21 protein-coding genes are annotated in these 25561 nt (G+C 69.4%); 6 read left to right on the top strand and 15 right to left on the bottom strand.

Features of this window, described 5'->3' with window-relative positions; all coding sequences use genetic code 11:
- The first annotated feature begins 10 nt into the window (after positions 1-10).
- A complete protein-coding gene (locus GRX31_RS15210) occupies positions 11-1240 on the top strand; it encodes an SEL1-like repeat protein (RefSeq protein WP_043790349.1) in 1230 nt (409 codons plus the stop codon).
- Between the two features lie 15 nt (positions 1241-1255).
- Here the strand turns inward: GRX31_RS15210 and GRX31_RS15205 are convergent, their stop codons facing one another.
- On the bottom strand, positions 1256-2095 hold the full coding sequence (locus tag GRX31_RS15205; RefSeq protein WP_160853383.1) for an HDOD domain-containing protein: 840 nt from the start codon (positions 2093-2095) through the stop codon (positions 1256-1258).
- 28 nt (positions 2096-2123) lie between these two features.
- Positions 2124-4475, bottom strand: a complete 2352-nt coding sequence (locus tag GRX31_RS15200; RefSeq protein ID WP_016446804.1) for a Tex family protein — start codon at positions 4473-4475, stop codon at positions 2124-2126.
- 205 nt (positions 4476-4680) lie between these two features.
- Between GRX31_RS15200 and GRX31_RS15195 the strand changes: the two genes are divergently transcribed.
- Entirely contained in the window at positions 4681-5763 is a 1083-nt protein-coding gene (locus tag GRX31_RS15195; RefSeq protein ID WP_160853381.1) for a DUF72 domain-containing protein, read from the top strand.
- On the opposite strand, the gene GRX31_RS15190 is transcribed toward GRX31_RS15195, so the two are convergent.
- The 6 genes from GRX31_RS15190 to GRX31_RS15165 form a co-directional block, all read right to left on the bottom strand.
- The gene (locus GRX31_RS15190; protein ID WP_016446802.1) at positions 5748-6077 is read right to left on the bottom strand and encodes an antibiotic biosynthesis monooxygenase family protein; all 330 of its coding nucleotides are present in this window, start codon (positions 6075-6077) and stop codon (positions 5748-5750) included. The genes GRX31_RS15195 and GRX31_RS15190 overlap by 16 nt on opposite strands.
- Before the next feature lie 49 nt (positions 6078-6126).
- The gene (locus GRX31_RS15185) at positions 6127-7596 is read right to left on the bottom strand and encodes an efflux transporter outer membrane subunit (RefSeq protein ID WP_160853379.1); all 1470 of its coding nucleotides are present in this window, start codon (positions 7594-7596) and stop codon (positions 6127-6129) included.
- On the bottom strand, positions 7593-10781 hold the full coding sequence (locus GRX31_RS15180; RefSeq protein ID WP_016446800.1) for an efflux RND transporter permease subunit: 3189 nt from the start codon (positions 10779-10781) through the stop codon (positions 7593-7595). Before GRX31_RS15180 ends, GRX31_RS15185 begins: the two co-directional genes overlap by 4 nt.
- Before the next feature lie 18 nt (positions 10782-10799).
- Positions 10800-12179: an efflux RND transporter periplasmic adaptor subunit gene (locus GRX31_RS15175; protein ID WP_070080363.1), complete on the bottom strand. Its 1380-nt coding sequence runs from the start codon at positions 12177-12179 to the stop codon at positions 10800-10802.
- A 166-nt stretch (positions 12180-12345) separates the two neighbouring features.
- Positions 12346-13773 (bottom strand): MFS transporter, encoded by a 1428-nt coding sequence (locus tag GRX31_RS15170; RefSeq protein ID WP_160853377.1) that lies wholly within the window; start codon positions 13771-13773, stop codon positions 12346-12348.
- A complete protein-coding gene (locus GRX31_RS15165) occupies positions 13770-15011 on the bottom strand; it encodes a multidrug effflux MFS transporter (RefSeq protein WP_034363958.1) in 1242 nt (413 codons plus the stop codon). Before GRX31_RS15165 ends, GRX31_RS15170 begins: the two co-directional genes overlap by 4 nt.
- A 183-nt stretch (positions 15012-15194) precedes the next feature.
- Here GRX31_RS15165 and GRX31_RS15160 point away from each other — a divergent pair, with 183 nt between their 5' ends.
- On the top strand, positions 15195-15893 hold the full coding sequence (locus tag GRX31_RS15160) for an Lcl C-terminal domain-containing protein (RefSeq protein WP_160853375.1): 699 nt from the start codon (positions 15195-15197) through the stop codon (positions 15891-15893).
- 3 nt (positions 15894-15896) lie between these two features.
- Here the strand turns inward: GRX31_RS15160 and GRX31_RS15155 are convergent, their stop codons facing one another.
- The 5 genes from GRX31_RS15155 to GRX31_RS15135 all read right to left on the bottom strand — a co-directional run bounded on the left by GRX31_RS15155 (position 15897) and on the right by GRX31_RS15135 (position 20315).
- Positions 15897-16802 carry an SDR family oxidoreductase gene (locus GRX31_RS15155; RefSeq protein ID WP_016446795.1) on the bottom strand — a complete coding sequence of 302 codons (906 nt, stop codon included), beginning with the start codon at positions 16800-16802 and terminating at the stop codon, positions 15897-15899.
- A 205-nt stretch (positions 16803-17007) separates the two neighbouring features.
- A complete protein-coding gene (locus GRX31_RS15150; RefSeq protein WP_012205200.1) occupies positions 17008-18027 on the bottom strand; it encodes an NADP-dependent oxidoreductase in 1020 nt (339 codons plus the stop codon).
- A 98-nt stretch (positions 18028-18125) separates the two neighbouring features.
- Complete coding sequence (locus GRX31_RS15145) at positions 18126-18548, bottom strand: PaaI family thioesterase (RefSeq protein WP_016446794.1); 423 nt, start codon at positions 18546-18548, stop codon at positions 18126-18128.
- A gap of 118 nt (positions 18549-18666) precedes the next feature.
- Positions 18667-19458: an SDR family oxidoreductase gene (locus tag GRX31_RS15140; protein WP_160853373.1), complete on the bottom strand. Its 792-nt coding sequence runs from the start codon at positions 19456-19458 to the stop codon at positions 18667-18669.
- A 137-nt stretch (positions 19459-19595) separates the two neighbouring features.
- Complete coding sequence (locus GRX31_RS15135) at positions 19596-20315, bottom strand: methylated-DNA--[protein]-cysteine S-methyltransferase (RefSeq protein WP_046984743.1); 720 nt, start codon at positions 20313-20315, stop codon at positions 19596-19598.
- A gap of 163 nt (positions 20316-20478) precedes the next feature.
- On the opposite strand from GRX31_RS15135, the gene GRX31_RS15130 reads away from it, so the two are divergent.
- On the top strand, positions 20479-20793 hold the full coding sequence (locus GRX31_RS15130; protein ID WP_016446792.1) for a hypothetical protein: 315 nt from the start codon (positions 20479-20481) through the stop codon (positions 20791-20793).
- Between the two features lie 156 nt (positions 20794-20949).
- Positions 20950-21918 carry a class I SAM-dependent methyltransferase gene (locus GRX31_RS15125; protein ID WP_016446791.1) on the top strand — a complete coding sequence of 323 codons (969 nt, stop codon included), beginning with the start codon at positions 20950-20952 and terminating at the stop codon, positions 21916-21918.
- On the opposite strand, the gene eno is transcribed toward GRX31_RS15125, so the two are convergent.
- Positions 21864-23198, bottom strand: a complete 1335-nt coding sequence (gene eno / locus GRX31_RS15120) for a phosphopyruvate hydratase (protein ID WP_016452878.1) — start codon at positions 23196-23198, stop codon at positions 21864-21866. The genes GRX31_RS15125 and eno overlap by 55 nt on opposite strands.
- Before the next feature lie 105 nt (positions 23199-23303).
- Here eno and GRX31_RS15115 point away from each other — a divergent pair, with 105 nt between their 5' ends.
- Positions 23304-24221, top strand: coding sequence for a LysR substrate-binding domain-containing protein (locus tag GRX31_RS15115; RefSeq protein ID WP_160853371.1), 918 nt, complete (start codon positions 23304-23306; stop codon positions 24219-24221).
- A gap of 10 nt (positions 24222-24231) precedes the next feature.
- On the opposite strand, the gene GRX31_RS15110 is transcribed toward GRX31_RS15115, so the two are convergent.
- Entirely contained in the window at positions 24232-25398 is a 1167-nt protein-coding gene (locus GRX31_RS15110) for a helix-turn-helix domain-containing protein (RefSeq protein ID WP_227740769.1), read from the bottom strand.
- Positions 25399-25561: the final 163 nt, after the last annotated feature.

Genomic DNA, 25561 nt, shown 5'->3' with positions numbered 1-25561 from the left:
GGCAATTGCCATGCCCTCCAGCGCTCATGAATCCCCGCCACGGCGGCGCATCGGGCTGCGCCTGACCGCAAGGCTTGTGCTGCCCGGACTGCTGGTGGTGCTGCCAGGTCTGGCTCCCGCCGTACTGCCGCATGTGCAGGCGGCGGCCCGCTTCACGCCGGTCATGCCCATTCGGGTGGCGACGGCCAGCGTGTACGGTTCCCAGCCGGGCACCAGCAACATCACCTCGACCTCGGACACCGCCCAGCAACGGGCCCTGTCCCAGCTACGCAGCCGCGCCGAAGGCAAGGGCGTGAGCCTGGCCACGCAGCGCGAGGCGCAATGGGTGATGGGCCTGCTGGCACTGCATGGCATTGCCATGGCGCAGGACGGGCCGCAGGCCAGGCAATGGTTCGAGCGCGCGCAGCGCGCCGGCCATCCGCTGGCCAGTGCGGGACTGGCCTGGTGCGCCATGGACGGCTGCGGCCAGCCGCCCGACCCACCGGCCGCAAGACCCTGGATCGCCCAGCTGGCCAAGACCGACCCGGCCCGCGCCCAGTACCTGGAATGGCTGCTGGCGCGGCGCCTGGCACCGCTGTCCACGGCCGAACCCGTGGGCGAGGCCTTGGCCGTGGCAGGCACGCCCGACCAGGAACTGCTGCAGCGCGCAGCGCGCTCCGGCAGCCCCGGCGCCCAATTGGAATGGGGCCTGGCCCTGCTCGCGCAGGACGAGCCCGAGGCAGCGCTGCGCCAGTTCCGCGCGGCAGCGGCGCGCTCATCCAGCGCCGCGACCAATGCACAGATGCTGGGCGAGCGCCTGCGGCCCGCAGGCCAGCTGGTGTCGGCGCAGGGCAGCTCCACGCCTGCAGCGCAGGGGCCGCAGGCCATGCAGCGCACGCCGCAGCTGAGTGGAGCGCCCAGCGAGCAGGACATCCAGGTGCGCCAGCCCGTCACGGCCCAGCAGCAATGGGAGCAGGCGCAGCGCTACCACCGCGGCGACGGGGTGCCGGCCAACTACACCGAGGCGCTGCGCCTGTACCAGCAGGCCGCATCCCACGGCCATGTGGCATCGCGTCGCATGCTGGAGCTGATCTACTCGCGCCCCGCACCGGGCGGCGGCGTGGACATCGGATGGATGCAGCAGCTGGCGCGCATAGACCCCATGACCATGCAGCCCATGGCGCCCGTCAGCCCCGCGCCCTACCGGCGCGATCCCACGCCGCTGTTCGACATGGTGCCGGCGCCCTGGCACAGGCACTGAGGCAGGAGCGAGGCGCTACAGCACCACGTCCAGGCCGGTGTCGGCCATCCAGTCCACCGGGTCCTGGCGCAGGACCATGTCGATGTCCAGGCCCAGGGCCACGCCCACTTCGCCGGGAAAGCTCACGGCCAGGGCACGCGCGTCCCACTGCGCCTCGCGCGAGCGGGCGCGCCAGGCAGCGATGTGCAGCACGCAGGCCAGCGGATCGAAGCCCGGCTGGGCCAGCGGCGCGTACAGGTGCTGCAGCGCATCGGCCAGCAGCGGCGGAAGGTTCCAGCGGCGGGCCAGGCCCGCACTGACATGGCTGTATGTGTAGCCGCACAGCCGCATTTCCAGCTCGGCGCGACGCGGGTCCAGCGGGCCGACCAGTTCGGTGATGGTGGCGGCGCGGCCGGGGTCGATCATGTGCATGGCCAGCTCCCCCAGGCCGTGCATCAGCCCTGCGGCATAGGCCGCCGTGGGGCTGGCCTGCACGGTGCCGGCCAGCGCGCGCGCCACGCGGGCGGCTTCCACGCTGTAGCGCCAGAAGGCCGGCATGGCCATGCCCGGCACGGCATGGGCGCCCACGCCCAGCGGTATGCCCCGCACGATCTGGCGCAGCTGCGCGGGCGCCAGCAGGGCCAGCGCCTCGGGAATGCCGGTGACACGTCCCGCCATGCCGAACACCGGGCCGTTGGCCTGGGCCAGCAGCCCGGCGGCCAGCGCAGGATCGGCTGCGAAGAGCTGGCTCAGCCGGCGCAGGCTGGGCTGCTCGGGCACCAGCTCGCGCAGCAGCAAGGCCACGATGCGCGGCTGCGCCGGCAGGGCCAGGGCCTGTGCCAACAGCGTCTGCAGGTCCAGTGCATGCGCAGCCATCGCGTTTCCTGCCTTGCCGTGCGCGGGACTACTTGCGGGTCTGCAGCTTGGCGAAGGCCGAGGCCATGGCCGATTGCTGCACCGGCTCGGGCGCACGGCGCTGCCCGCCCTGGCTGCCGCGGCCTGCGCTCTCGAAGCGGTTGTCACGGGGGCCGTCGCGCCGCGCCGGTGCCGCATCGAGCTTCATGGTCAGGCTGATGCGCTTGCGCGCCACATCGACCTCCAGCACCTTGACCTTGACGATCTGGCCGGTCTTGACCACCTCGCGCGCGTCCTCGACGAACTTGTGGCTCATCTGGCTGACGTGGACCAGGCCGTCCTGGTGCACGCCCAGGTCCACGAAGGCGCCGAACTGGGCCACGTTGCTGACCGTGCCCTCCAGCGTCATGCCTTCCTTGAGGTCCTTGATGTCCTCCACCCCGTCATTGAAACGGGCCACGACGAAGTCCGGACGCGGATCGCGGCCGGGCTTTTCCAGCTCGCCCAGGATGTCCTTGACGGTGATGGCACCGAACTGCTCGCTCACGAACTGCTCGGCCTTCAGGCCCTTGAGCACTTCGGAGCGGCCCATGAGCTGGTCCACGCTCTTGCCCGTGGTGGCAATGATGCGTTCGACCACCGGGTAGGTTTCCGGGTGCACGCCCGTCATGTCCAGCGGATTGTCGCCGCCGCGGATGCGCAGAAAGCCCGCCGCCTGCTCGAAGGTCTTGGCGCCCAGGCCGGCCACGTCCATCAGCTGCTTGCGGCTCCTGAAGGAGCCGTTGGCATCGCGCCAGCGCACCACCGACTTGGCCACGCTGCCCGACAGGCCCGAGACGCGCGACAGCAGCGGCGCCGAGGCCGTGTTCAGGTCCACGCCCACGGAGTTCACGCAGTCCTCGACCACGGCGTCGAGCTGGCGCGCCAGCTCGCTCTGGTTCACGTCGTGCTGGTACTGGCCCACGCCAATGCTCTTGGGGTCGATCTTGACCAGCTCGGCCAGCGGGTCCTGCAGGCGGCGCGCAATGCTGGCGGCCCCGCGCAGGCTCACGTCCACGTCGGGCATTTCCTGCGAGGCGAACTCGCTGGCGGAATACACGGAAGCGCCAGCCTCGCTGACCACGACCTTCTCGATCTGGCGGTCGGCCTTGCTGGCGATCTTGATCAGGTCGGCGGCCAGCTTGTCGGTCTCGCGGCTGGCCGTGCCGTTGCCGATGGCGATCAGGTTGATCTGGTGCTTTTCGACCAGGCGGGCCAGCACGGCCAGCGAGCCGTCCCAGTCGCGGCGCGGCTCGTGCGGGTAGATGGTGGTGGTGTCCACCAGCTTGCCCGTGCTGTCCACCACGGCCACCTTGACGCCCGTGCGGATGCCCGGGTCCAGGCCGATGACGGCGCGCTGCCCCGCAGGGGCGGCCAGCAGCAGGTCGCGCAGGTTGTCGCCAAAGACCTTGATGGCCACCTTCTCGGCGTCTTCGCGCAGGCGCGAGAACAGGTCGCGCTCGGTGGACAGGCTGAGCTTGACGCGCCAGGTCCAGGCCACGCACTTGCGGATCAGGTCGTCGCTGGCGCGCTTGGCGTGGCTCCAGCCCAGGTGCAGGGCAATCTTGCCTTCGGCCAGGCTGGGCTGGCCGGGCTCGGGCTCCACGGGCTGGACCAGCTTGGCCTCGAGGATTTCCAGCGCGCGGCCGCGGAACACCGCCAGCGCGCGGTGCGAAGGCACGCGGCCGATGGGCTCGTCGTATTCGAAATAGTCGCGGAACTTGGCGACCTCGGGGTCGTTCTCGTTCTTGGATTCGACCTTCTTGGAGCGCAGCAGGCCGTCTTCCCACAGCCATTCGCGCAGCTTCTGCACCAGGGCCGGGTCTTCGGCCCAGCGCTCCGACAGGATGTCGCGCACACCATCGAGCACGGCCAACGTGGTCGAGAAATCGGGGCCCGGCTTGCCGTCGTCCAGGGTGGTGGCCGGCTTGCAGAAGGCCTCGGCCTCCTTGTGCGGGTCCAGCGTGGGGTCGGCAAACAGCTTGTCGGCCAGCGGCTCGATGCCGAATTCCTTGGCGATCTGTCCCTTGGTGCGGCGCTTTTGCTTGAAGGGCAGGTAGATGTCCTCCAGCTCCTGCTTGGTGGGCGCATTGGCAATGGCCAGGCGCAGCGCGTCGGTCAGCTTGCCCTGCTCGTCGATGGCCTTGAGCACCGCGCCCCGGCGGTCCTCCAGCTCGCGCAGGTAGCCCAGGCGTTCGTCGAGCTGGCGCAGCTGCGCGTCGTCCAGTCCGCCCGTGACTTCCTTGCGGTAGCGCGCGACGAACGGAACCGTGGCTCCGCCATCAAGCAATTCGACCGCGGCACCCACCTGCTGCGGCTTGACATTCAGTTCTGCGGCGATTTGGGCAATGATTTTTTGCATTCGAGAGGCGCCCCGTGGCGTGGAATCCGGAAAAGCGGCCAAGTGTGCCACACGCGATTCGGGCCGGGCCGCTCACGGCCGACCCGCAAATGCAAGCATTTCTTGCAGGCCAATGAATTCAAGGGCTTGCAAAATCAATCCACTGCCTGCTTTTGCCGGGGCCCTGCGGCAGGCAGGCACCCTCTGCCACAATCACCAGCTTCGAATGCAAGACGATCTGTTCGGTTCTCCCCCACCATCGGCCCCTGCCCCGCCGCCCGCGCCTGCCGGCCGCACACCGGCACCGCGCAAGGCCGCCGGCGCCGTGCAGCTGGCGCCCCAGGCCCTGCAATGGCAGGCGCTGGCGGACCAGCTTGCGCAGGGCCTGCGCATGGGGGTCTCCACCTGGTCCTACCCGGGCTGGGAAGGCTTGATCTGGGATGGCGCCTATGACAAAAGCGTGCTGGCCAAGAAGGGACTGGAGGCCTATGGCCGGCATCCGTTGATGCGAACGGTCTGCGTGGACCGCAGCTTCTGGAGGCCGTTGACGGCCAGCCAGTACCTGGCCTTCGCGGGCCAGGTGCCGGCCGATTTCCGCTTCGTGGTCAAGTGCCCATCCGTGGTTACCGACGCGCAGGTGCGTGACGAGGACGGCAAGGGCATGTCGCTGAACCCGGTGTTCCTTCAACCCGATCTGGCCGTCACCAGCTTCGTCGAGCCCACGCTCGAAGGGCTGGGCGAGCGGCTGGGCGTGCTGGTGTTCCAGCTCAGCCCGATGACCTGGGGCCTGCTCAGCCGCCCCACCGAACTGCTGGCGCGGCTGCAGGCCATGCTGGAGGCTGTGCGCGCGGCGCTGGCCGCCCATCCGCTGGGCGCGCAGATCATCGTGGCGGTGGAGGTGCGCGACCCGGAGCTGCTGACGCCGCAGTTGGCCGACACCCTGCGCGCCAGTGGCGCCACCTTCTGCCTGGGACTGCACGGCAAGATGCCCCCCATCGAGGAGCAACTGGTTTTTCTGCGCGGGCTGTGGCCCACCCCGCTGGTCTGCCGCTGGAACCTGAACCGCGAGTTCGGTGCCTACGGCTATCCCGATGCGCAAAAGAAGCACGACCCCTTCGACGAGATCCGCACGCCCGATGCGCACACGCGCGCCATCCTCGCCAAGACCATCGATGGCATCACCAGCCGCGGGCTGCCCGCCTTTGTGACGGTGAGCAACGATGCCGAAGGCTGCGCGCCGCGCTCCATCGCGCTGCTGGCCGATGCCGTGGTCCAGGCGGAGGCGGCCCGGGTTCAGCGCTTGCCGTAGGCGCGCTCCACGCGGGCCACGCGCAATTCATAGTGCTCGTACCAGGCGTCCTTGCCCAGTTGCTGGGCGACCAGGTGCTCGGCATCCTGCTTCCAGCGCGCGATGGATTCGGCCGTGGACCAGTAGGACACGGTGATGCCGAAACCGTCCTCGCCGCGCGTGCTTTCCGCACCCAGGAAACCCTGCTGCTGCGCGGCCAGGTCCACCATGCGCTGGGCCATGAGGCCGTAGCCATCATCGTCGTCCGGCGTTCTGCGCGACGAGAAGATGACGGCGTAGTAAGGCGGCTCGGGGGTGTTGGCAAAGGGGCTCATCGTGGTCGGGCGGCAAGTTCTGCGGGCCCGCAGAATACACCGCCCGCGCTCAGGAATTCGCCGGCTCAGAGGCGGACGGCGCCTGCACCTGCTCGCCGCCCAGCACCTTCCACAGCGTGACGCGGTTGAGCTGCTCGGACAGGCGCAGGCCGATCAGGGTCTGCTGGGCCGTGTAGAGGCTGCGCTGCGCATCCAGCACGGTGAGGTAGTTGTCCACGCCGGCCTTGAAGCGTGCCTCCGACAGGTCGAAGGCCTTCTGCGTGGCCGCGACCATGCTGGTCTGGGCGGCCAGGCGCTCGTCCCACTGCGCGCGGTCGGCCAGCACGTCGGCGGTCTCGCGGAAGGCCGTCTGCACGGCCTTCTCGTACTGGGCGATGGCGATGCGCTGGTTGGCCTCGGCCACCTGCACGCCCGCACGGTTGCGGCCACCGTCGAAGATGGGCAGGCGCACCAGGGGGATGAAGCTCCAGGTGCTGCTGCTGCCGCCAAAAAGGCCATCGAGCTCGCGGCTGCCCGATCCCACGCTGGCCGTGAGGCTGATGGTGGGGAACATGGCTGCGCGGGCGGCGCCGATGTTGGCCTCCATGGCGCGCAGGTTGTTCTCGGCGGCCTGGATATCGGGGCGCACCAGCAGCACGCTGGAGGGCAGCGGTGCAGGCACGGGCTGCAGCGCCGCCGCAGGCTGGGCGCCGGCGCGCAGCGTGGCGGCGCCGGGCAGCAGGCTGTCGGGCAGCGGACCGCCCACCAGCAACTGCAGGGCGTTGCGGTCACGCTCCACCTGGGAGGTGAAGCTGGCCACGTCGCCGCGCGCCGTGTCCACCGTGGTCTGGTTCTGGGCCAGCACCAGGCCCGAGGTCGAACCTATCTCATGCATGCGCCGCGTCAGTTCGTAGGCCTTCTCGCGGCTGGCCAGGGTGTCGCGTGCCAGCTGCAGGCGGGCCTGGTCGGCGGCCAGCGTGAGCCAGGCGTTGGCCACGTCGGCCACCAGGCCTATCTGCACATTGCGCCGGTTCTGCTCGCTTTGCAGGAACTGCTGCAGTGCGGCCTCGCTGAGGTTGCGCACGCGGCCCCAGAGGTCGATCTCGTAGCTGGCAAAGCCCAGCTGGGCCGTGTACTGGGTGCTGACCGATGCCGCCTGCGTGGCGCTGGTCATGCCGGCGGCCGTGCGCGCACGGCTGGCCTGGGCCTGGGCGTTGACGCTGGGCAGCAGGTCGGCGCGCGTGATGCCGTACTGGGCACGCGCGCGCTCGATGTTCTCCACCGCCACGCGCAGGTCGCGGTTGTTGGCCAGGGCCAGCGCAATGACCTCGCGCAGCTGCCGGGACTGCACCCAGTCCAGCGCGGCGGCCGCCTGCAGGCTGGCCTCGTCGGCCTGTGCCGGATTGGCTGCGGTGCTGCCCACCGTGTCGGGCACGGGCATGTCCGGCGTGCGGTGCTGCGGCGCAAGATTGCAGCCGGACAGCAGGGCCGCCAGCGCGGCCGCAGCGGCGAGGGTGGAACGGTTCATTCGGCGCCTCATGCTGCGCTCTCCTTGGTGGTATGGGGTGAGTCGGTTGCCTGCTGCGGGCTTTCTTCATCCGTGCGCGAGTGGCTCTTGAACCAGCTGCGGATCAGCAGGAAGAACACCGGCACCAGGAAGATGCCCAGCACCGTGGAGGCCAGCATGCCGCCGAGCACGGCCGTGCCGATGGCATTGCGCCCGCCCGCGCCGGCACCCGTGCCGATGGCCAGCGGAATGACGCCGAAGCCGAAGGCCAGCGAGGTCATCAAAATGGGCCGCAGGCGCAGGCGCACGGCCGAGACCACGGCGTCGAAGATGCTCTTGCCCTGCTCCTGCAGCTGCACGGCAAATTCCACGATCAGGATGGCGTTCTTGGATGCCAGGCCCACCGTGGTCAGCAGGCCCACCTGGAAGTACACGTCATTGGTCAGCCCGCGCGTATAGGTGGCGGCCAGCGCGCCCACCACGCCCAGCGGCACGGCCAGCATCACGGACAGCGGCACGGTCCAGCTCTCGTACAGCGCCGCCAGGCACAGGAACACGAAGAGGATGGAGATGGCGTACAGCAGCGGCGCCTGCGCGCCCGACTGGCGCTCCTGCAGCGAGGCCCCCGTCCACTCGTAGCCTATGCCGGCCGGCAGCGTGCGCAGGATGTCCTCGACGATCTGCATGGCCGTGCCCGAGCTGACGCCCGGCGCGGCGCGGCCTTCCATTTCGTAGGCCGGGTTGCCGTTGTAGCGCATGAGCTGGGGCGAACCGTAGGCCCAATAGCTGCTGGAGAAGGCGCTGAACGGCACCATCTCGCCCTTGCCGTTGCGCACCGTCCATTTGGCGATGTCCTGGGGCAGCATGCGGTGCGGCGCATCGCCCTGGATGTAGACGCGCTTGACGCGCTCGTTGTTCAGGAAGTCGTTGACATAGGTGCCGCCCATGGCGCTGGACAGCACGCTGTTGATGTCGGTGTACGACAGGCCGAGCGCGGCGGCCTTGCGGTCGTCGATGTCCAGGCGCAGCTCGCTGGCGTCCTCCAGGTTGGTCATGCGCAGATTGGTGAGCTCGGGGCGCTTGCGGGCCTCGGTCAGGAATTTTTCCTTGGCCTGCAGCAGCGCCTGGTGGCCCAGGCCGTTCATGTCCTTGATCATGAAGTTGAAGCCCGAGCTGGAGCCCAGGCCGCGCACGGCCGGCGGCAGCATGACCAGCACGCGCGCATCGCGGATGGAGGCCAGCTCCCGGGTCGCCCGGTGCGCGATCTCGGAGGCCGACTGGCCCGGCAGCGGGCGCTCCTCCCAGGTCTTCAGCCGCACGAAGGCGCGTGCCGAGGCCTGGTCGCCGTTCAGGCCAGAGACCTGGTAGAAGCTCAGCACGTCGGGCTGCTTGGCAAAGTAGTCGCGCACCTCGTCGAGCACGCCCTGCAGCCGCGTGTCGGCCGCGCCCGAGGGCAGGTTGATGTTGACGAAGACAAAGCCCTGGTCCTCGTCGGGCAGGAAGGACGTGGGCAGGCGCGCCATCAGCAGCCAGACCACGCCGCAGACGGCCAGGAAGATCAGCATCATGCGCTTGGCGCGGCGCAGCGAGTACGCCACCGTGCCCTGGTAGCGCGCGGCCGTGGCGTCGAAATGGTGGTTGAACCAGCGGAAGAACCGGTCGTTCACCCCCAGGATGCCGCTGCGGATCGGGCGGTCATGCCCTGCCCCGCCCGCTGCGGGCGGCTTGAGCAGCGTGGCGCACAGCGCCGGCGTGAGCGTCAGCGCCACGAACACCGACAGCGCCATGGCCGCGACGATGGTGATGGAGAACTGCCGGTAGATCACGCCCGTGGAGCCGCCGAAGAAGGCCATGGGCACGAACACGGCCGACAGCGTCACGCCGATGCCCACCAGGGCCGGCGTGATCTCGCGCATGGACTGGCGCGTGGCCTGCTTGGGCGACATGCCCGTCTCGTGCATCACGCGCTCGACGTTCTCCACCACGACGATGGCATCGTCCACCAGCAGGCCGATGGCCAGCACCATGGCGAACATGGTCAGCGTATTGATCGAGTATCCGGCCAGCGACAGCACGCCGAAGGTGCCCAGCAGCACCACGGGCACGGCGATGGCGGGGATCATCGTGGCGCGGAAGTTTTGCAGGAAGATGAACATCACGATGACCACGAGGATCATGGCCTCGCCCAGCGCGCTGACCACTTCCTTGATGGAGGCGCGCACGAAGGGCGTGGAGTCCGAGCTGACGAAGTAGTCGATCTCGTTGGGAAAGAAGGGCTTGAGCTCGGCCAGCTTGGCGGCGATGGTGTCGGCCACGTTCATGGCGTTGGCGCCATCGGCCAGCACGATGCCCATGCCCGCGCCCGGCAGGCCGTTGAGCTTGGCCTTGATGGTCAGGTTGTCGGCGCCCAGCTCCACGCGGGCCACGTCCTTCATGAGCACCACCGAGCCGTCCACGGACGACTTCAGGACGATGTCCTCGAACTGCTCCACCGTCTTGAGCTTGGTGCGCGCCGTGATGGTGGCGTTCAGCTGCTGGTCCGCGACGGCGGGCAGCGCACCCAGCTGGCCGGCCGAGACCTGGGCGTTCTGCGAGTTCAGCGCATTGACCAGGTCCGACGGCATCAGCGCGTACTTCTCCATCTTGGCCGGGTCCATCCAGATGCGCATCGCATAGTTGGTGCCGAAGACGTTGACATCGCCCACGCCGTCCAGCCGGCCGATCACGTCGACCAGGTTGCTGGTCAGGTAGTCGCCGATATCGACCGCGGTCATGGCCGGGTCCTTGGAGAAGAAGCTGTAGGTGACCAGGAAGTCCTGGCCGCCCTTGTTCACGAACACGCCCCGGCTCTTGACGGCGTCGGGCAGGCGGTTCACGGCGGACTGCAGCTTGTTTTGCACCTGCACCTGGGCCACGTCGATGTTGGTGCCCGGCGCAAAGGTCAGCGTGGTGCGCGCGCGGCCCGAGGCGTCGGACGTGGAACTCATGTAGAGCATGTTGTCGATGCCCTTGAGCTGCTGCTCGATGATCTGGGTCACCGAGTTCTCGACCGTCTCGGCCGAGGCGCCCGTGTACTGCGCGCCGATGGTCACGCGCGGCGGCGCGATGTCGGGGTATTGCTCCAGCGGCAGCGTGAAGATGGACAGCGCGCCGCCCAGCATGATGACGATGGCGATGACCCACGCGAAGATGGGCCGGTTGATGAAGAACTGAGCCATGTGACGGGTTCCTGCGGCTTACCGGGCCGCAGGGGCCGGAGCCGCTGCGGGTGCAGGAGCAGGTTCAGCGGCCGCGGAAGCCTGGTCGGCAGCGCCAGGCGCGGCCGCCGCTGCCGGGCCATCAGCGGGCTTGCCCTTGCGGGCCTGGGCCTTGGCGCGCAGGTCCACCTCCACGGCGCGCACCTTGTCGCCGGGCTTGATGCGCTGGAAGCCATCGACCACCACGCGCTCGCCGGCCGACAGGCCGTCCTGCAGCAGCCACATATTGCCCACGGCGCGGTCGATGTTCACGGGCCTGCGCTCGATCACGTCGTCGGCCTTGGCCACCAACACGCTGGCCTTGCCGGTCAGGTCGCGCGTCACCGACTGCTGGGGCACCAGCAGCGCCTCGGGCGCCAGGCCCGTGGGCAGCAGGGCCTGCACATACATGCCGGGCATGAGCAGGCCCTGCGGGTTGGGCACCACGGCGCGCAGCGTGACACTGCCCGTGGTGGCATTGACGATCACGCCGGCAAACTGCAGCTTGCCCTGGTGGCCGTATTCCGTGCCATCGTCCAGGCGGATACGCACGGCGACCTTGTCGCCCTCCACCTTCTGGAAGCGCCCGGCATCCCAGTCGCGCTTGAGCTGCAGCAGCTCGCTGGTGGACTGGGTGAAGTCCACATACATGGGGTCCAGCTGCACGATGGAGGTCAGCGCCTCCGTCTGGTTGGCCGTCACCAGCGCGCCCGGCGTCACCGTGGACAGGCTGATGCGCCCGCTGATGGGCGCCTCGATGCGGCTGTACTTGAGGTTGATGCGCGCGGTCTCCAGATTGGCCTTGGCCACGGCCACGTCAGAGCGCGACTGGGCGGCAGCGGCCTGGCTTTCCTCGAAGGCCTGCTGGCTGATGGCATCGATCTTGACCAGTTCGGCGTTGCGCCGCGCCGTGGCCTCCAGCGTGCGGGCGCTGGCCTCGGCCTTGGCCAGGGCCGCCTGGGCGCTGGCCTCGGTGGCGCGCAGCGAGGCCGCGTCGATCTGGTAGAGCTGCTGGCCCTGGCGCACCAGGGCGCCTTCGGTGAACAGGCGCTTTTGCACGATGCCCGAGACCTGGGGCCGCACCTCGGCGGTCAGCGAGGCGCGTGTGCGGCCCGGCAGCGTGGCCTCCAGCTGCTGGCTCTGCTTTTGCAGCGTGACCACGCCCACCTCGGGCGCAGCCTTGGCTGCGGCGGCGGGCGCTGCATCCTGCCTGGAGCAGGCGGCCAGGCTGGCGGCCAGTGCCAGCGCGCACAGCACGGCAGCACCGGGGCGCTTGCTGCGTGCAAGCGAGGCAGAAGGTTGTGCGTGCCCTGCGCCGGGCTGGGAATCGGAAGGCGCCGCAAGGCGCGTACTCGGCGAAAGAGGCACGTCAAAATTCATAGGAACAGCGAAGTCGTTGGGGGCATCGCACGATTGTGCAGTGCCCATATTTCTTGTTTGTAAAGTGGATGGCATGCCACCGCAGTCTCGTGGCAAGACCATCCAGGATGATGCAGGTGTCGGAGCGCGCCGACACATGCAAGTTCAATGCCATTTGCCGGTCTGTTCAGTGCCTGGCGGCGGGCGCCGTGCGCACGCGCAGCATGCTGAACACGCCCGCCATGGCCGCAAAGCAGCCCGCCACGGCCAGGGCCACGATTTCGGCATGGCCGCCATGCCCGCCCGAGACGGTGAAGATGGTGGCCAGCACCACGGCCCCCAGCGTCTGCCCCGTGAGCCGCGCCGAGCTCAGCATGCCGCCGGCCGCGCCGCTGCGCGCCAGCGGCGCCGAGGTCACGATGGTGTGGTTGTTGGGCGACTGGTACAGCGCAAAGCCGCTGCCCGCCAGCAGCATGCGCCAGACCATGTCCAGGGTCGAGGGCGCATCGGGCATGGCCGCCAGCGCCCACAGGCCGCAGGCGAACATGGCCATGCCGATGCCGCCCAGCAGCCCGTCCGCATAGCGGCCGATGAGCCGGCCCGCAATGGGCGCCGTCATCACCGTGGCCAGCGGCCAGGCCGTGATCAGCAGCCCGGCCTCGATGGGCGACATGCCGTGCGACTCCAGCAGCAGGAAAGGCAGGGCCAGGTAGGCCAGCATCTGCGCGCAAAAGGCGCTGACCGATCCGCACATGGACAGCGCGAACACCGGAATGCGCAGCAGGTCCACCGGCAGCAGCGGCGCAGGCAGGCGCCACTGGCGGCGCACATACCACAGCCCCACCAGCAGGCCCGCGCCCAGCAGCCACCAGCCCGAAGGCAGGGACGACTGGGCACCGCCGGCGCGCATGCCCAGCTGCTCGCCGCCCAGGAAGATCAGGCTGAACATGAGGATGTTGAGCAGCACATCCAGCGGCGACAGCCGCGAGCCCGCGTGTGCCGGCACCGCATTGGCCGGCAGCGCCCGGCGTCCCAGCCACAGCGTGAACAGGCCCAGCGGCAGGTTGGCCGCAAACAGCCAGGGCCAGCTGGCCACCGACAAAATGGCCGCCGCCACCGAAGGCCCGGCCATGGATGCCGTGGCCACCACCAGCGAATTGACGGCCATGCCCCGGCCCAGCAAGGCACGCGGATAGATCAGCCGCACCAGGGCGGCATTGACGCTCATCACGCCCGCAGCGCCCAGGCCCTGCAGCGCCCGCGCCGCCACCAGCGTGGGCAGCGATGTGGCCAGCATGGCTGCCAGCGAGGCCAGGGAGAACACCAGCATGCCCACCAGATACACGCGGCGGTAGCCCAGGCGTTCGCCCAGGGCCGCCAGCGGCAGCAGCAGCACCAGGCTGGCAAGCTGGTAGGAATTGACCACCCACAGCGTATGGGCCGAGCTGGCCTGCAGCTCGCGCGCCATGGCTGGCAGTGCCAGATTGACGAGGGTGCTGTCCAGCACCGACAGCGTCAGCCCCAGGATGATGACCAGCATTGCCTGGCCGCGGGGGCCGGACGCAAGTCCGTCGGGTACAGGCCCACCAGCCTCTGCTGCGGGAGCCACGCTCATGAATGGCCCTTTGCACCCACGCGGTGGGCACGTGCGCCGCCCAGCGTGATCCAGGCCAGCGCCACGCCGATCAGCGCGCCCGTGGCCATGCCCACCACCATGGGCAGGGGCTTGCCCGTGGAGAACAGGCCCACGATCTGCATGGCCGCCGCACCCGACAGCATCTGCAGCGTGCCCAGCAGCGCCGAGGCCGTGCCGGCGATGGCGCCATGCTCCTCCAGCGCCAGCACCGAGGTCGTCGGAATCACCAGCCCCATCAGCGCGCTGGCCACGAAGTACAGGCCGATCAGCACGGCCAGCCGCTCACCGCCCAGCAGGTAGTACGACAGCAGCGACAGCATCACCAGGCCCGAGCCGGTGGCCGCCACCTTGACCACGCGCACCAGCCCGAAGCGCTGGCCCAGCCAGCCGGTGAACTGCGCCGCGCCGATGAAGGCGATGGCGTTCAGCCCGAAGGCCAGGCTGTACTGCGTGGAGCTCAGCCCGTAGTAGTTGATCAGCACAAAGGGGGAGCCAGCCAGGTAGACGAAAAAGCCCGCCATGGCGCAGCCGCCGATGAAAACCAGGCCCAGGTAATGCCAGTCGCGCAGCAGCACGCCATAGGCGCGCAGTGCGCCGGCCACGCTGCTGTCCAGCCGCGCGGCGGCCCCGCGCGTTTCCTTCAGGCCCATGAACACGGCCGCCAGGCCGATCACGGCCGCCACGGCCACGGCCCAGAACACGCCGCGCCAGCTGCTCACGGCGATCACGCCGCTGCCGGCCAGCGGCGCCAGGATGGGAGAGACGCTGAACACCAGCATCAGCAGCGACATCATGCGGGCCGCCGCATGGCCGGTGTGCAGGTCGCGCACCACGGCGCGCGGCACCGCCATGCCGGCCGCCGCGCCCAGGCCCTGGATGAAGCGCAGCACCACCAGCGTCTCGATGCTGGTGGCCATGGCGCAGCCCACGCTGGCCAGCGCGAACACGGCCAGGCCGAAGTACAGCGGCGGCTTGCGCCCCACCATGTCCGAGACCGGCCCGTACAGCAGCTGGCCCACGCCCAGCGAGAGGAAGAAGGCCGTCAGGCTGGCCTGCACCGCGCCCACCTGGGCGCCCAGGCTGCTGCCGATCTGGGGCAGCGCGGGCAGGTACATGTCGATGGCAAACGGACCGATGGCCGAGAGCAGGCCCAGGATCAGCACCAGGCGCAGCGTGTGGGAATCAGGGGAAGCGGGAGACGAAGAGGGAGAAGGCATAGACGCAGACATAGACGCGCCATTGTGGCGGCAAGCGCTGCGGGCTGCAGGGCGGTGCTCACATTTCCTGGGCAGGCAGGCCGGCGCGTGCGGCGCTGCCGGCTTGCCGTGGCACAAGTTTGCGGGGCCGCAACCCTGTTACGCTCGGATACGAGATTGCCAACACAGCAGCATAGACACCCCATGCACTCATCCACGCCCCTCTTCCTGCCGACCCTCAACGCATTGCCAAGGCCCCTGCTTGCCGCCCTGCTGCTGGGCGCGTGCATGCAGGGCCCGGCCCATGCGGCGCCGCCGCAGGCCCGCGGTGACGCCAAGGCCGGCGCCACTGCCATGCTGGAAGTGTCCGAAGACGGCCGCGACGTGATCGACCGCCGCGCCCGCCTGCTGTGGCCGCGCTGCGTGGAAGGCATGCACTGGAATGGCAAGACCTGCGCGGGCCTGCCGGAGCTGTTCACGCACAAGCAGGCGCAGGCCCTGGCCGCCGAGCGGGCCAAGCAGGACGGCGTGCGCTGGCGCCTGCCGCGCGTCAACGAGATGCGCCGGCTGATCTCGCGCGATATACGGCCGCAAGGCCTGTCGCCCGAGCTGTTCCCGGGCGCGCCGCGCGGCTGGCACTGGACGGGCACGGCAGCGGTGAACGCACGGCCCGTCAATCCCTACAACTACAGCAACATCTCGGGCAGTGCCGGTACGCAGCTGTCGGCCCAGCAGGCCTGGGCGATTGACCTCGACAGCCTGGAGACGCGGCCCGACATGGGGCGCGGCAACCAGCTCATGGTGCGGCTGGTGCGGCCCCTGCCCTCCGCGCCGCCCGATGAAAAGGCCGAGGCTCCCGCCAGGCCAGCCCCCCACAGGCCGGACCCGGACGAAGAGGACTGACGCTCAGGCCGCGCGCAGCGAGGCCTTGAGGCTGGCGCCCAGTTCGGGCTTGTGCGCGAACGGGTCGGTGGGGTTGCGGCCCTGCACCACATCCTCCATGCGGGTCTGGACCGAACCCAGGGCCTGCGGATGGCTGTAGATGTAGAACTGGTTGGCCGCAATGGCGTCGAAGACCTTCTGCGCCACATCGGTGGCCGTGACCTTGCCCGAGCCCACGGCCTTCTCGCTCATGGCCTGGCCTATCTTCTGGCTGGCCGTCAGCGGCTGCGCGGCCAGATGGCTGGGCCGGTTGCGCTCGCTGTGGCTGATGCCCGTAGGCACGAAGAAGGGGCACAGCACGCTGGCGCTGATCTGGTCGGAGACCAGGGCCAGGTCCTGGTACAGCGTCTCGGTCAGGCTGACCACGGCATGCTTGCTGACGTTGTAGATGCCCATGTTGGGAGGCGCCAGCAGCCCGGCCATGCTGGCCGTGTTGACGATGTGGCCCTCGAAGGACGGATCGGCCTTGGCGGCCTCCAGCATCATGGGCGTGAACAGCCGCACGCCGTGGATCACGCCCCAGAGGTTGACGCCCAGCACCCACTGCCAATCTTCCAGCGTGTTCTCCCAGACCAGCCCGCCCGCGCCCACGCCTGCGTTGTTGAACACGAAGTGCGGCGCGCCGAACTGCTGGCGCACCTCGTCGGCCAGGGCCTGCATCTGGGCTGCGTCGGACACATCCACGCGCCGCGCCAGCACACGCACGCCCTGCCCTTCGAACTCGGCGGCAGCCTTGTCCAGCGCCTCCTGCTGCACATCGACCAGCACCAGGTTCATGCCCAGCTTCGCGCCAATGCGCGCGCACTCCAGGCCGAAGCCCGAGCCCGCGCCCGTCAGCACGGCCGTCTTGCCCTTGAAGTTCTTGATCATTCCCTTGTCTCCTTGTCTTGTCCTGATGTTCTTGTGGAAGGATTTGGCAATTAACCCTGGCCCGTACACAGCCCTCCCTCCTGGCACTGGCGGAGCCCGCCTCAGGGACACCGAGGAAGGGCCGCCCCGCACCGAGGGTGTCGTCCCCCTCCCTCGCGAAGCGAGTAGAGAGGCGACGTGCCACGGGGGGAAGGCGCGAAGCGACTCAGGGGGTGAGCTTCACAAGCTGCTTTCCGAAGTTCTTGCCCTTGAGCAAGCCCAGGAAGGCCGAGGGTGCGGAGGCAATGCCTTCGGCAATGCTCTCGCGCGGGCGCAGCTTGCCGGTGCCCACCAGGCGACCCAGTTCCTGCAGCGCCTCGGGCCAGACTTCCATGTGCTCGCTGACGATGAAGCCTTCGATGCGGATGCGGTTGATCAGGATGAGCGCGGGATTGGTCATGGGCAGCGGCGTGCCGTCGTAGCCCGCGATCATTCCGCACAGCGCGATCCGCGCAAAGGCGTTGGTGCGCAGCAGCACGGCGTCGAGGATGTAGCCGCCCACGTTCTCGAAGTAGCCGTCGATGCCCTGCGGGCAGGCGTCCTTGAGCGCCTTGGCCATGGTCTTGGTGTCGGGGTGCTCGCGGTAGTCGATGCAGGCGTCGAAGCCCAGCTCCTCGGTGGCGTAGCGGCACTTCTCGGGGCCGCCCGCAATGCCCACCACGCGGCAGCCGCGTGCCTTGGCCAGGGCCGCGAACGCGCTGCCCACGGCGCCCGTGGCGGCGCTGACCACCACGGTCTCGCCGGCCTTGGGGGCGATGATCTTGACCAGGCCGTACCAGGCCGTCACGCCGGGCATGCCCACGGCGCCCAGGTAGTGCGACAGCGGCACATGGGTGGTGTCCACCTTGCGCAGCATGCCGGGCGCATCGCCATCGACCACGCTGTATTCCTGCCAGCCGCCCATGCCCACGACCTTGTCGCCAACGGCAAACTTGGGATGGCGGCTTTCCACCACCTCGCCCACGGTGCCGCCGATCATGACCTCGCCCAGCGGCTGGGGCTGGGCATAGCTCTTGCTGTCATTCATGCGGCCGCGCATGTAGGGGTCCAGGCTCAGGTAGTGGTGGCGCACCAGCACCTGGCCTTCGGCCAGCGCCGGGGTCTCGGTACTGACAAGGCGGAAATTGCTTTCCACGGCTTCGCCCTCGGGGCGGTTGTCGAGCAGGATCTGCTGGTTCACGGGCATGGGAAAACCTCCGGTGGCATCACAAACAATGGAACCAGTTCCCGGTGCTGCCGGGGCTGGCGTGTGGCATTGGGTATCTGGCAAATTCGCCGTGCGGATCAGTCCGTGGCGAGGGTTGTCTCGGCGGCGGCCGGCTTGGCCACGCGCGGCATGTACTTGAACGTTCCGGTCGCATGGCTGCACAGCCGGCCCGAGGCATCGAACACGCGCGCCTCGGTATAGGCCATGGAACGCGTGCGGTGCAGCACCACGCCCTTGGCCACCAGGGGGCCGCGCGCCGGCTGCATGAAGCTGGTCTTCATCTCTATGGTCACGCAGCCCATGTCGCGCTGCAGGCTGCGTGCGGCCACGGCCATGGTCACGTCCAGCAGGGTCATGGTGGCGCCGCCGTGGGTCACGTCAAAGGTGTTCAGGTGCTCGGGACGCGCCTCGAAGCGCAGTTCGGACTCCCCGTCCTCCATGCGGTGCAGGGTGAAACCCAGGTGGTCGACGAAGGGGATGGGGTGGCCAAAATCCAGCACGAAATTCTCCAGTTCAGATCGCAATGCAGGCGAGCATAAGGGCGCCCGAAGGCACCATGGCGCGCGGCGGCCCGATCTGCGGGAAAAACTGTCACCTCGGCAGCAGCGCCGCTGCGGCTCAACCGCCCACCAGGGCGCTGACGCCGCCGTCCACGGCCACCCACTGGCCCGTGATGTGCTTGCCCGCGTCGCTGGCGTACAGCAGGGTCAGGCCCTTGAGGTCCTCGTCGTCGCCCAGGCGGCGCAGCGGGGCGTGGGATTTCATTTCATCCTCGCCCAGGGTCTCGATCAGCACGCTGGCCATCTTGGTCTTGAAAAAGCCCGGGCAGATGGCGTTGACGGTGATGCCATGCACGCCCCACTCGCCGGCCAGCGCGCGCGTGAAGTTGATGACGGCTCCCTTGGAGGTGTTGTAGGCAATGGTCTTCATGCCCAACGGGTTGCCGCCCAGGCCTGCGATGGAGGCCAGGTTGATGATGCGCCCGGTCTTGCGCGGGATCATGCTGCGCCGCGCGATCTGCTGGCTCAGCAGGAAGTAGCCGCGCACGTTGAGGTTCATCACCTTGTCCCAGGCGGCCACCGGGTGCTCCTCGGCCGGCGCGCCCCAGCTGGCGCCCGCGTTGTTGATGAGGATGTCCACCTGGCCCAGGCGCTCCAGGGTCTCGGCGGCCAGGCGCTCGATGTCGGCCTCGTTGGCGCAGTCGGCGGCAATCCAGCGGGCGTCGATGCCGGCGGCCTGCAGCTCGGCAGCGGCTTCCTCCAGGTCGGCGGCCTTGCGCGAACTCAGCATGATCCTGGCGCCCGCCTCGCCCAACGCATGGGCCATCTGCAGGCCCAGGCCGCGCGAGCCGCCGGTCACCAGAGCGGTCTTGCCGGTGAGGTCGAAAAGTTGCTGCACATTGCGAGTCATTCGTCTGTCTCCTGGTCCGGGTCTTGTGTGCCGGTCATGGGTGGAATGGAGGGCGGCCCTCCCTTGCCGGGACGGCCTGCAGCGGCGATTGTGCAAGCCGCCCCGCCGTGCCGCATGTCACATGCGTGTCCGGCCCGTCAATCCCCGAACAGCGAGCGCGTGCCGCCCCAGGCCGCACCCTCGATCTCCAGCATGCGCAGCTTGGTCAGCGCACCTGCGCCGCCCGAAAAACCGCCCGGCTGGGCGCCGGCGGCCAGCACGCGGTGGCAGGGAATCACGGGCGCGAAGGGGTTGAGGCCCAGCGCCTGTCCCACGGCGCGCGACAGGCCCACCTCGCCCAGCTCGCGCGCGATCTCGCCATAGGTGCGCGTATGGCCGGGAGCGATGGCACGCGTCAGCTCGTAGACGCGGCGGTGAAATTCCGACACGCCGTGCCAGTCCAGCGCCAGCTCGGCCAGATCCGGCAATGCCTGGCCTGCGGGCAGCATGCGCCGTGCCCGCAGGTCGGGCAGCACCGGGCCGTCACGCAACTGCTGCGCGCTGGGCGCGGAAGGCTCCACGGTCCATTCGCCATGGCCCGCCATGAGCACCTGCACGCCGGCGATGGCCTGTGCCACGCTGGTCGGCAGGTCCTCGGCGCGCACCGCTGCCGCATAGCTGCCGGGCCTGCGCGATTGCACGCCGCGCAGCATGCGCGTGCGCGTGGCAGCCGGGCCGTCCACCTCGGGCAACTGAAAGGCCGCAAGGCCGCAGTCGCCCCAGGCCACGCCGCAGGGCCCCAAGCGCGTGGCAAACAGCGCATGGCCCGTGGCTTCGGGGTCCCAGGCCGGGCTGCCCGTGGTCGATTCGTTCGTCATGGCGGTGGTTTTCTCCTTGCAGGCGATTGTGGCCGCATGGCTGCCGCCGCTGCCCGCAGCGACCCCACCGGCACGACACTGTAAAAAAACACTGGATAAATACTGGATGTGCAGCCAGTTATTACTGTATATTTCGCCAGTCATCATCCTCATCTCATGAACCATGGACATGCAAGAAGCCGCCTTCACCGTCACCTTGTGTGACTACCCCAACCTGCCCGAGCAGGAACGCAACAAGGCCGAGGCACGCTATGCCCGCGTGCTCGAACGCCAGCTCGGCAGTGCCGAGCAGGTCAGCGAAACCCTGTCGCTTGTACAGGGGCTGGAGGACATGCCTCCAGAGGAAATCAGCGAAGACGCCAAGCTCGCCTTCACCCGCTGGATGAAAGCCGCCCGCGCCGCCACCGAGGCCGGCATGCAGGGCCTGGGCGATGGCGAGTGCAGCTTCTTCGAGGTGCGCCGCGGCTGGCGGCATTGAACCTGCCCGCGGCACCGCTGAATGGGGCCTGAGCCCGGGTTTGCCTGGGCTGGGCCCCAAACTGCATACACTGGCAGACCTTTTCGTCGGCCCCTGCCTGGTTCCAAGCGGTTCCACCGGGCATGCCCGGCACCCCTGCCAGACACAGCCCTTCCCATGCAAGCCCTGCTCGACGCCATCGCCCGGATGGCCCTGCCCTCCGACGCCCAACGCATCTTCCACGGCCGTGGCGGCCTGTACCCGGGCTGCGAGCATCTGGTGCTCGATGCCTTTCCGCCCGTGCTGGTGCTCACCAGCTTCCAGCCGCTGGACGAAGACGCCCTGGCCGCCATCGGCACGGCGCTGTCACTGCGCTGGAGCGAACTGGCACCGGGCCAGCCCCTGAACTGGGTCTACCAGCTGCGCCAGCCCGCCGCGCCCGCCGAAACCCGGCTCATGGCCGGCGAAGTGCCAGACCCGCACATCGTCACCGAGGCCGGCACGCGCTACCGCGTGCAGGTGCTGCGCGGCCAGAACCACGGCCTGTTCCTGGACATGGCCGAAGGCCGGCGCTGGGTGCACGCGCATGTGGCCAACCATCCCGAGCACCGCCATGGCATCAAGGTGCTCAACCTGTTCGCCTACACCTGCGCCTTTTCGGTGGTGGCCCTGCAGGCCGGCGCGCGCCATGTGATGAACATGGACATGGCCCAGGGCGCGCTGGCCACGGGCCAGCAGAACCACCGGCTCAACGATCTGTCGGGCGCCAGCTTCCTGGCCCACGACATCTTCAGCAGCTGGGGCAAGATCACGCGCGGCGGGCCGTACCACCTGATCGTGGTGGACCCGCCCAGCTACCAGAAGGGCAGCTTCGTCGCCACCAAGGACTATGCCCGCCTGATGCGCCGCCTGCCCGACCTGCTGCGCCCCGGCGGCCATGTGCTGCTGTGCCTGAACGCGCCCGAGATGGGCACGCAGTTCCTGACATCGCAGATGCAGGAAGTGGCCCCCGAGCTGGAGTTCGTCGAGCGCCTGGCCAATCCGGCCACCTTCGCCGACATCGACGCCGAGCGCAGCCTCAAGGTGCTGGTCTACAGGGCGCCCGCAACCCCCGCAACACCCGCAGCGGCCGACACGGCTTCCTGACCCGCCCGGCCCTTGAGCGCACGGCGCCCCGCATAGACGGCGGCCGGGCCCAGTTCGCGCTCGATGCGCAGCAGCCGGTTGTACTTGGCCGTGCGGTCGGCGCGCGACAGCGAGCCGGTCTTGATCATGGCGCACTGGGCGGCCACGGCCAGGTCGGCAATGCTGGTGTCCTCGGTCTCGCCCGAGCGGTGCGACATCACCACGCCATAGCCCGCGCCATGCGCCAGGCGCAGCACGTCCCAGGTTTCGGTCAGCGTGCCGATCTGGTTGATCTTGACCAGGATGGCGTTGCCCACGCCCCGGCCAATGCCGCCCTCGAACAGGCCGGGGTTCGTGCAGAACACATCGTCGCCCACCAGCTGGCAGCGTCCGCCCAGGCGCCGGCCCAGGGCCTGCCAGCCCTCGATATCGTCCTCGGCCATGCCGTCCTCGATGGAGACGATGGGGTAGTGCTCCACCAGTTGCGCCAGGTAGTCCACCTGCTGCTGGCGGCTGCGCACCAGGCCCTCGCCCGCGTAGCGGTAGCCGTCCTCGCCATGGAATTCACTGGCCGCAGGGTCCAGGGCCAGGGCGATGTCCCTGCCGGGGCGCAGGCCGGCGCGCTCGATGGCGGCCATCAGGTGGTCCAGCGCCTCGGGCGCGCTGCGCAGGGCGGGCGCAAAGCCGCCCTCGTCGCCCACGTTGACGCTGTGGCCTGCGGCCTTGAGGGCATGGCGCAGCGTGTGGAAGACCTCGGCGCCCATGCGCAGCGCCTCACCGAAGCTGTCCGCCCCCACCGGCAGCAGCATGAACTCCTGGAAGTCCAGCGGATTGTCGGCATGGGCGCCACCGTTGATGACATTGATCATGGGCACGGGCAGCACGCGCGCCTGGGCACCGCCCATGTGCCGCCACAGCGGCATGCGCTGGCTGGCCGCCGCCGCGCGGGCCACGGCCAGCGACACGCCCAGCAGCGCGTTGGCGCCCAGCCGGCTTTTGCCGGGCGTGCCGTCCAGCGCCATCATGGCCGTGTCGATACGGCCCTGGGCGTCGGCCTGCATGCCGCGCAGCAGATCGCGCAGCTCGGTGTTGACGGCCTGCACCGCCCCCAGCACGCCCTTGCCCAGGTGGCGCGAGGCATCGCCGTCGCGCCGCTCCAGCGCCTCATGCCGCCCCGTGGAGGCGCCCGAGGGCACCAGGGCCAGGCCGCGTGCGCCGTCCTCCAGCTCGACCTCGACCTCCACGGTGGGATGGCCCCGGCTGTCCAGCGCCTCATGGGCCGCGATATCGGTGATCTGCATGGAAACTCCTTTTCGTCAAGAAATTGAACTGTGCAAAGGAGCTGGCAAGCCTGCAAAACTCCAATGCACAGGCACCCATGCTAGAAATCACGACGATGCGGGACAATGCAGTTTTTCTGCCCATGCGTCAGTTTTTCTGACGAATTGATTGCCATGAGACAACTGCCACCGCTGGCCGCCCTGCGCGCCTTCGAGGCCATTGCCCGCGCCGGCTCGGTGACCCGCGCGGCCGAGGAACTGTGCCGCAGCCACGGCGCCATCAGCCGCCACCTGCGCCTGCTGCAGGAGCACGCGGGCGCGGCGCTGTTCGAGAAAGAAGGCACGGGCCTGCGCCTGACCGAGGCCGGCGCCGCCTTCCATGCCTCGGTGCGCACGGCCTTCGACCATCTGGAGGCCGCCTATGCCCAGCTGGCGCGCGACGCCCAGGCACCGGGGCTGCATGTGGCCTGCAGCGCCACCTTTGCCATGCGCTGGCTGGTGCCGCAGCTGGCGGTGTTCTACCGCAGCCACCCGCATATCCGCATCCGCCTGTCCATGACCTCGGCGCGCGAGATGCGCCACGAGGGCGCCGACCTGATCATTGCCTGGGACCTGTCCACCTACGGCGAGGCCGACCGCCACCGCGCCATCGAACTGGCGCCCGTGCACTTCGGCGCCGTGTGCACGCCGGCCTATGCCCGGCGCCGGCCCGCCAACCGCGCGCGCATTGCACATGAGTACACGGCCAGCGCCTGGAACCAATGGGAAGCCCTCACGGGCCAGCCCGTGGCCCTGGGCGAGACGCTGGCGTTCCCGCACACCCACCTGTGCATAGAGGCAGCACTGTCGGGCCTGGGCGTTGCCCTCGTGGAGCAGCGGCTGATCGCACGCGAGCTCCAGGAGGGGCTGCTGGTGGCGCCCCATGGCTTCGTGCCCTTCGAGGGTGGCCTGCGCGCCGTGCCCGCTGCAGGGCGTGCGCTGCCGGCCCAGGCGGGGGTCTTCATCGAATGGATGCGCGGCGCGCTGGCCGCCGTGCCGGCATAGGCCGGACGGCCTAAGCCCTGCCCCATTCGCGCAGGCGCCGGTACAGCAGCCCGCGCGAGACGCCCAGCATGCGGGCGGCCTGCGAGATATTGCCCTGGCAGCGGGCCAGGGCCTGCTCGATCAGCTCGCGGCTGGCCTCGCCCAGGGAGGACGGTGCCTCGGACGGCGCCTCGGCGGGCGGCGGCAGGGCCTCGATGGCCGGCAGCCCCTCTTCGACCTGGGAAGATGCCTCATCCAGCCTCGCCTCCATCCACAGCGTCAGCCCCGTGGGCAGCATCTGCGGGCGCGCCTGGCCGTGGTGGGCCAGCTCCAGCAACTGGTTCAGGCCCAGGCCGAAGACTTCCTCTGCCGCCATCCCCTCGGCGGGCCGGCGCGGGCAGTCGAACAACTGGGCGCCCACGCCGTTGAACCACCGCACCATGCCTTCGCCATCCACGGCGGCCAGCCCTTCCAGCGGCGTGCCGAACATGCTGCGGCTGGACTGGAAGCGCAGCAGCAGGTGCATGCGGGCGGCGCCCACCAGCAGCCGGTTCTCGATGCAGGTGGCGTACATGTGGGCCATGGCGCCTGCGTCGAAGCGAAAGGGGCCCGCCTCGCTGCTCAGGTCCAGCATGGCCACGGTGCGCCCGCTGGCATCGCGCACGGGCGCGGCCGCGCAGTGCAGCGAGGCCAGGCAGCGAAAGAAATGCTCGCCGCCACGCACATGGCAGACCTCGCCCGTGCGCACGGCCACGCCGGGTGCGCCCGTGCCCACGGCATCCTCGGCAATGTTCACGCCCACGCGCGCGGCCGTCAGCAGCAGCGGGCCGTCGCCCGGCGTGGGGCGCGAGGCGATCAGCACCACGCCCTCGCTGCAGGTGAGCATGGCGCGCGCCTGGCTGCCCGCGATCACGGTTTCGAGTTCGGCGATGGGGTCGCGCGCCGCCTCGATCAGCGCGCGGTTGTGGGTCAGCAAGGTGGCCGTGCGGATCTTGCTGACCGGGTCGAAGCTGATCTTCTCGTCGGGGCTGCGGCTGGCGCCCAGGCAGCGCGTCCAGGACTGCAGCACGGGCTCGGACACCAGGCCCGATGGGCGCTCGCCGCGCTCGAAATAGCGCTCGCGCGCCAGCGCCACCCGGTCCTGGCGCGAGGCATAGAAGGGGTTGGAGGGCAGTGGGGCGGGAGGCGGCTGTTGCATGACGGACATCAAAACTGCCGCGATTGTTGTTCCGCCACGGCACAGGACAGCACTAGGGAAATCACCCGTGTTGGAACGGATTGCCGGGCTCGGTAACCTCGGGCATCGCCACAGGCCCGCCCGCAATGACACGCTCCCCACACAGCACAAGACACCCCCGGCC

The sequence above is a fragment of the Delftia sp. CH05 genome, assembly GCF_009827015.1.
Lineage (GTDB): Bacteria > Pseudomonadota > Gammaproteobacteria > Burkholderiales > Burkholderiaceae_C > Comamonas > Comamonas tsuruhatensis.
This window is presented reverse-complemented; position numbering and strand designations above follow the sequence as displayed.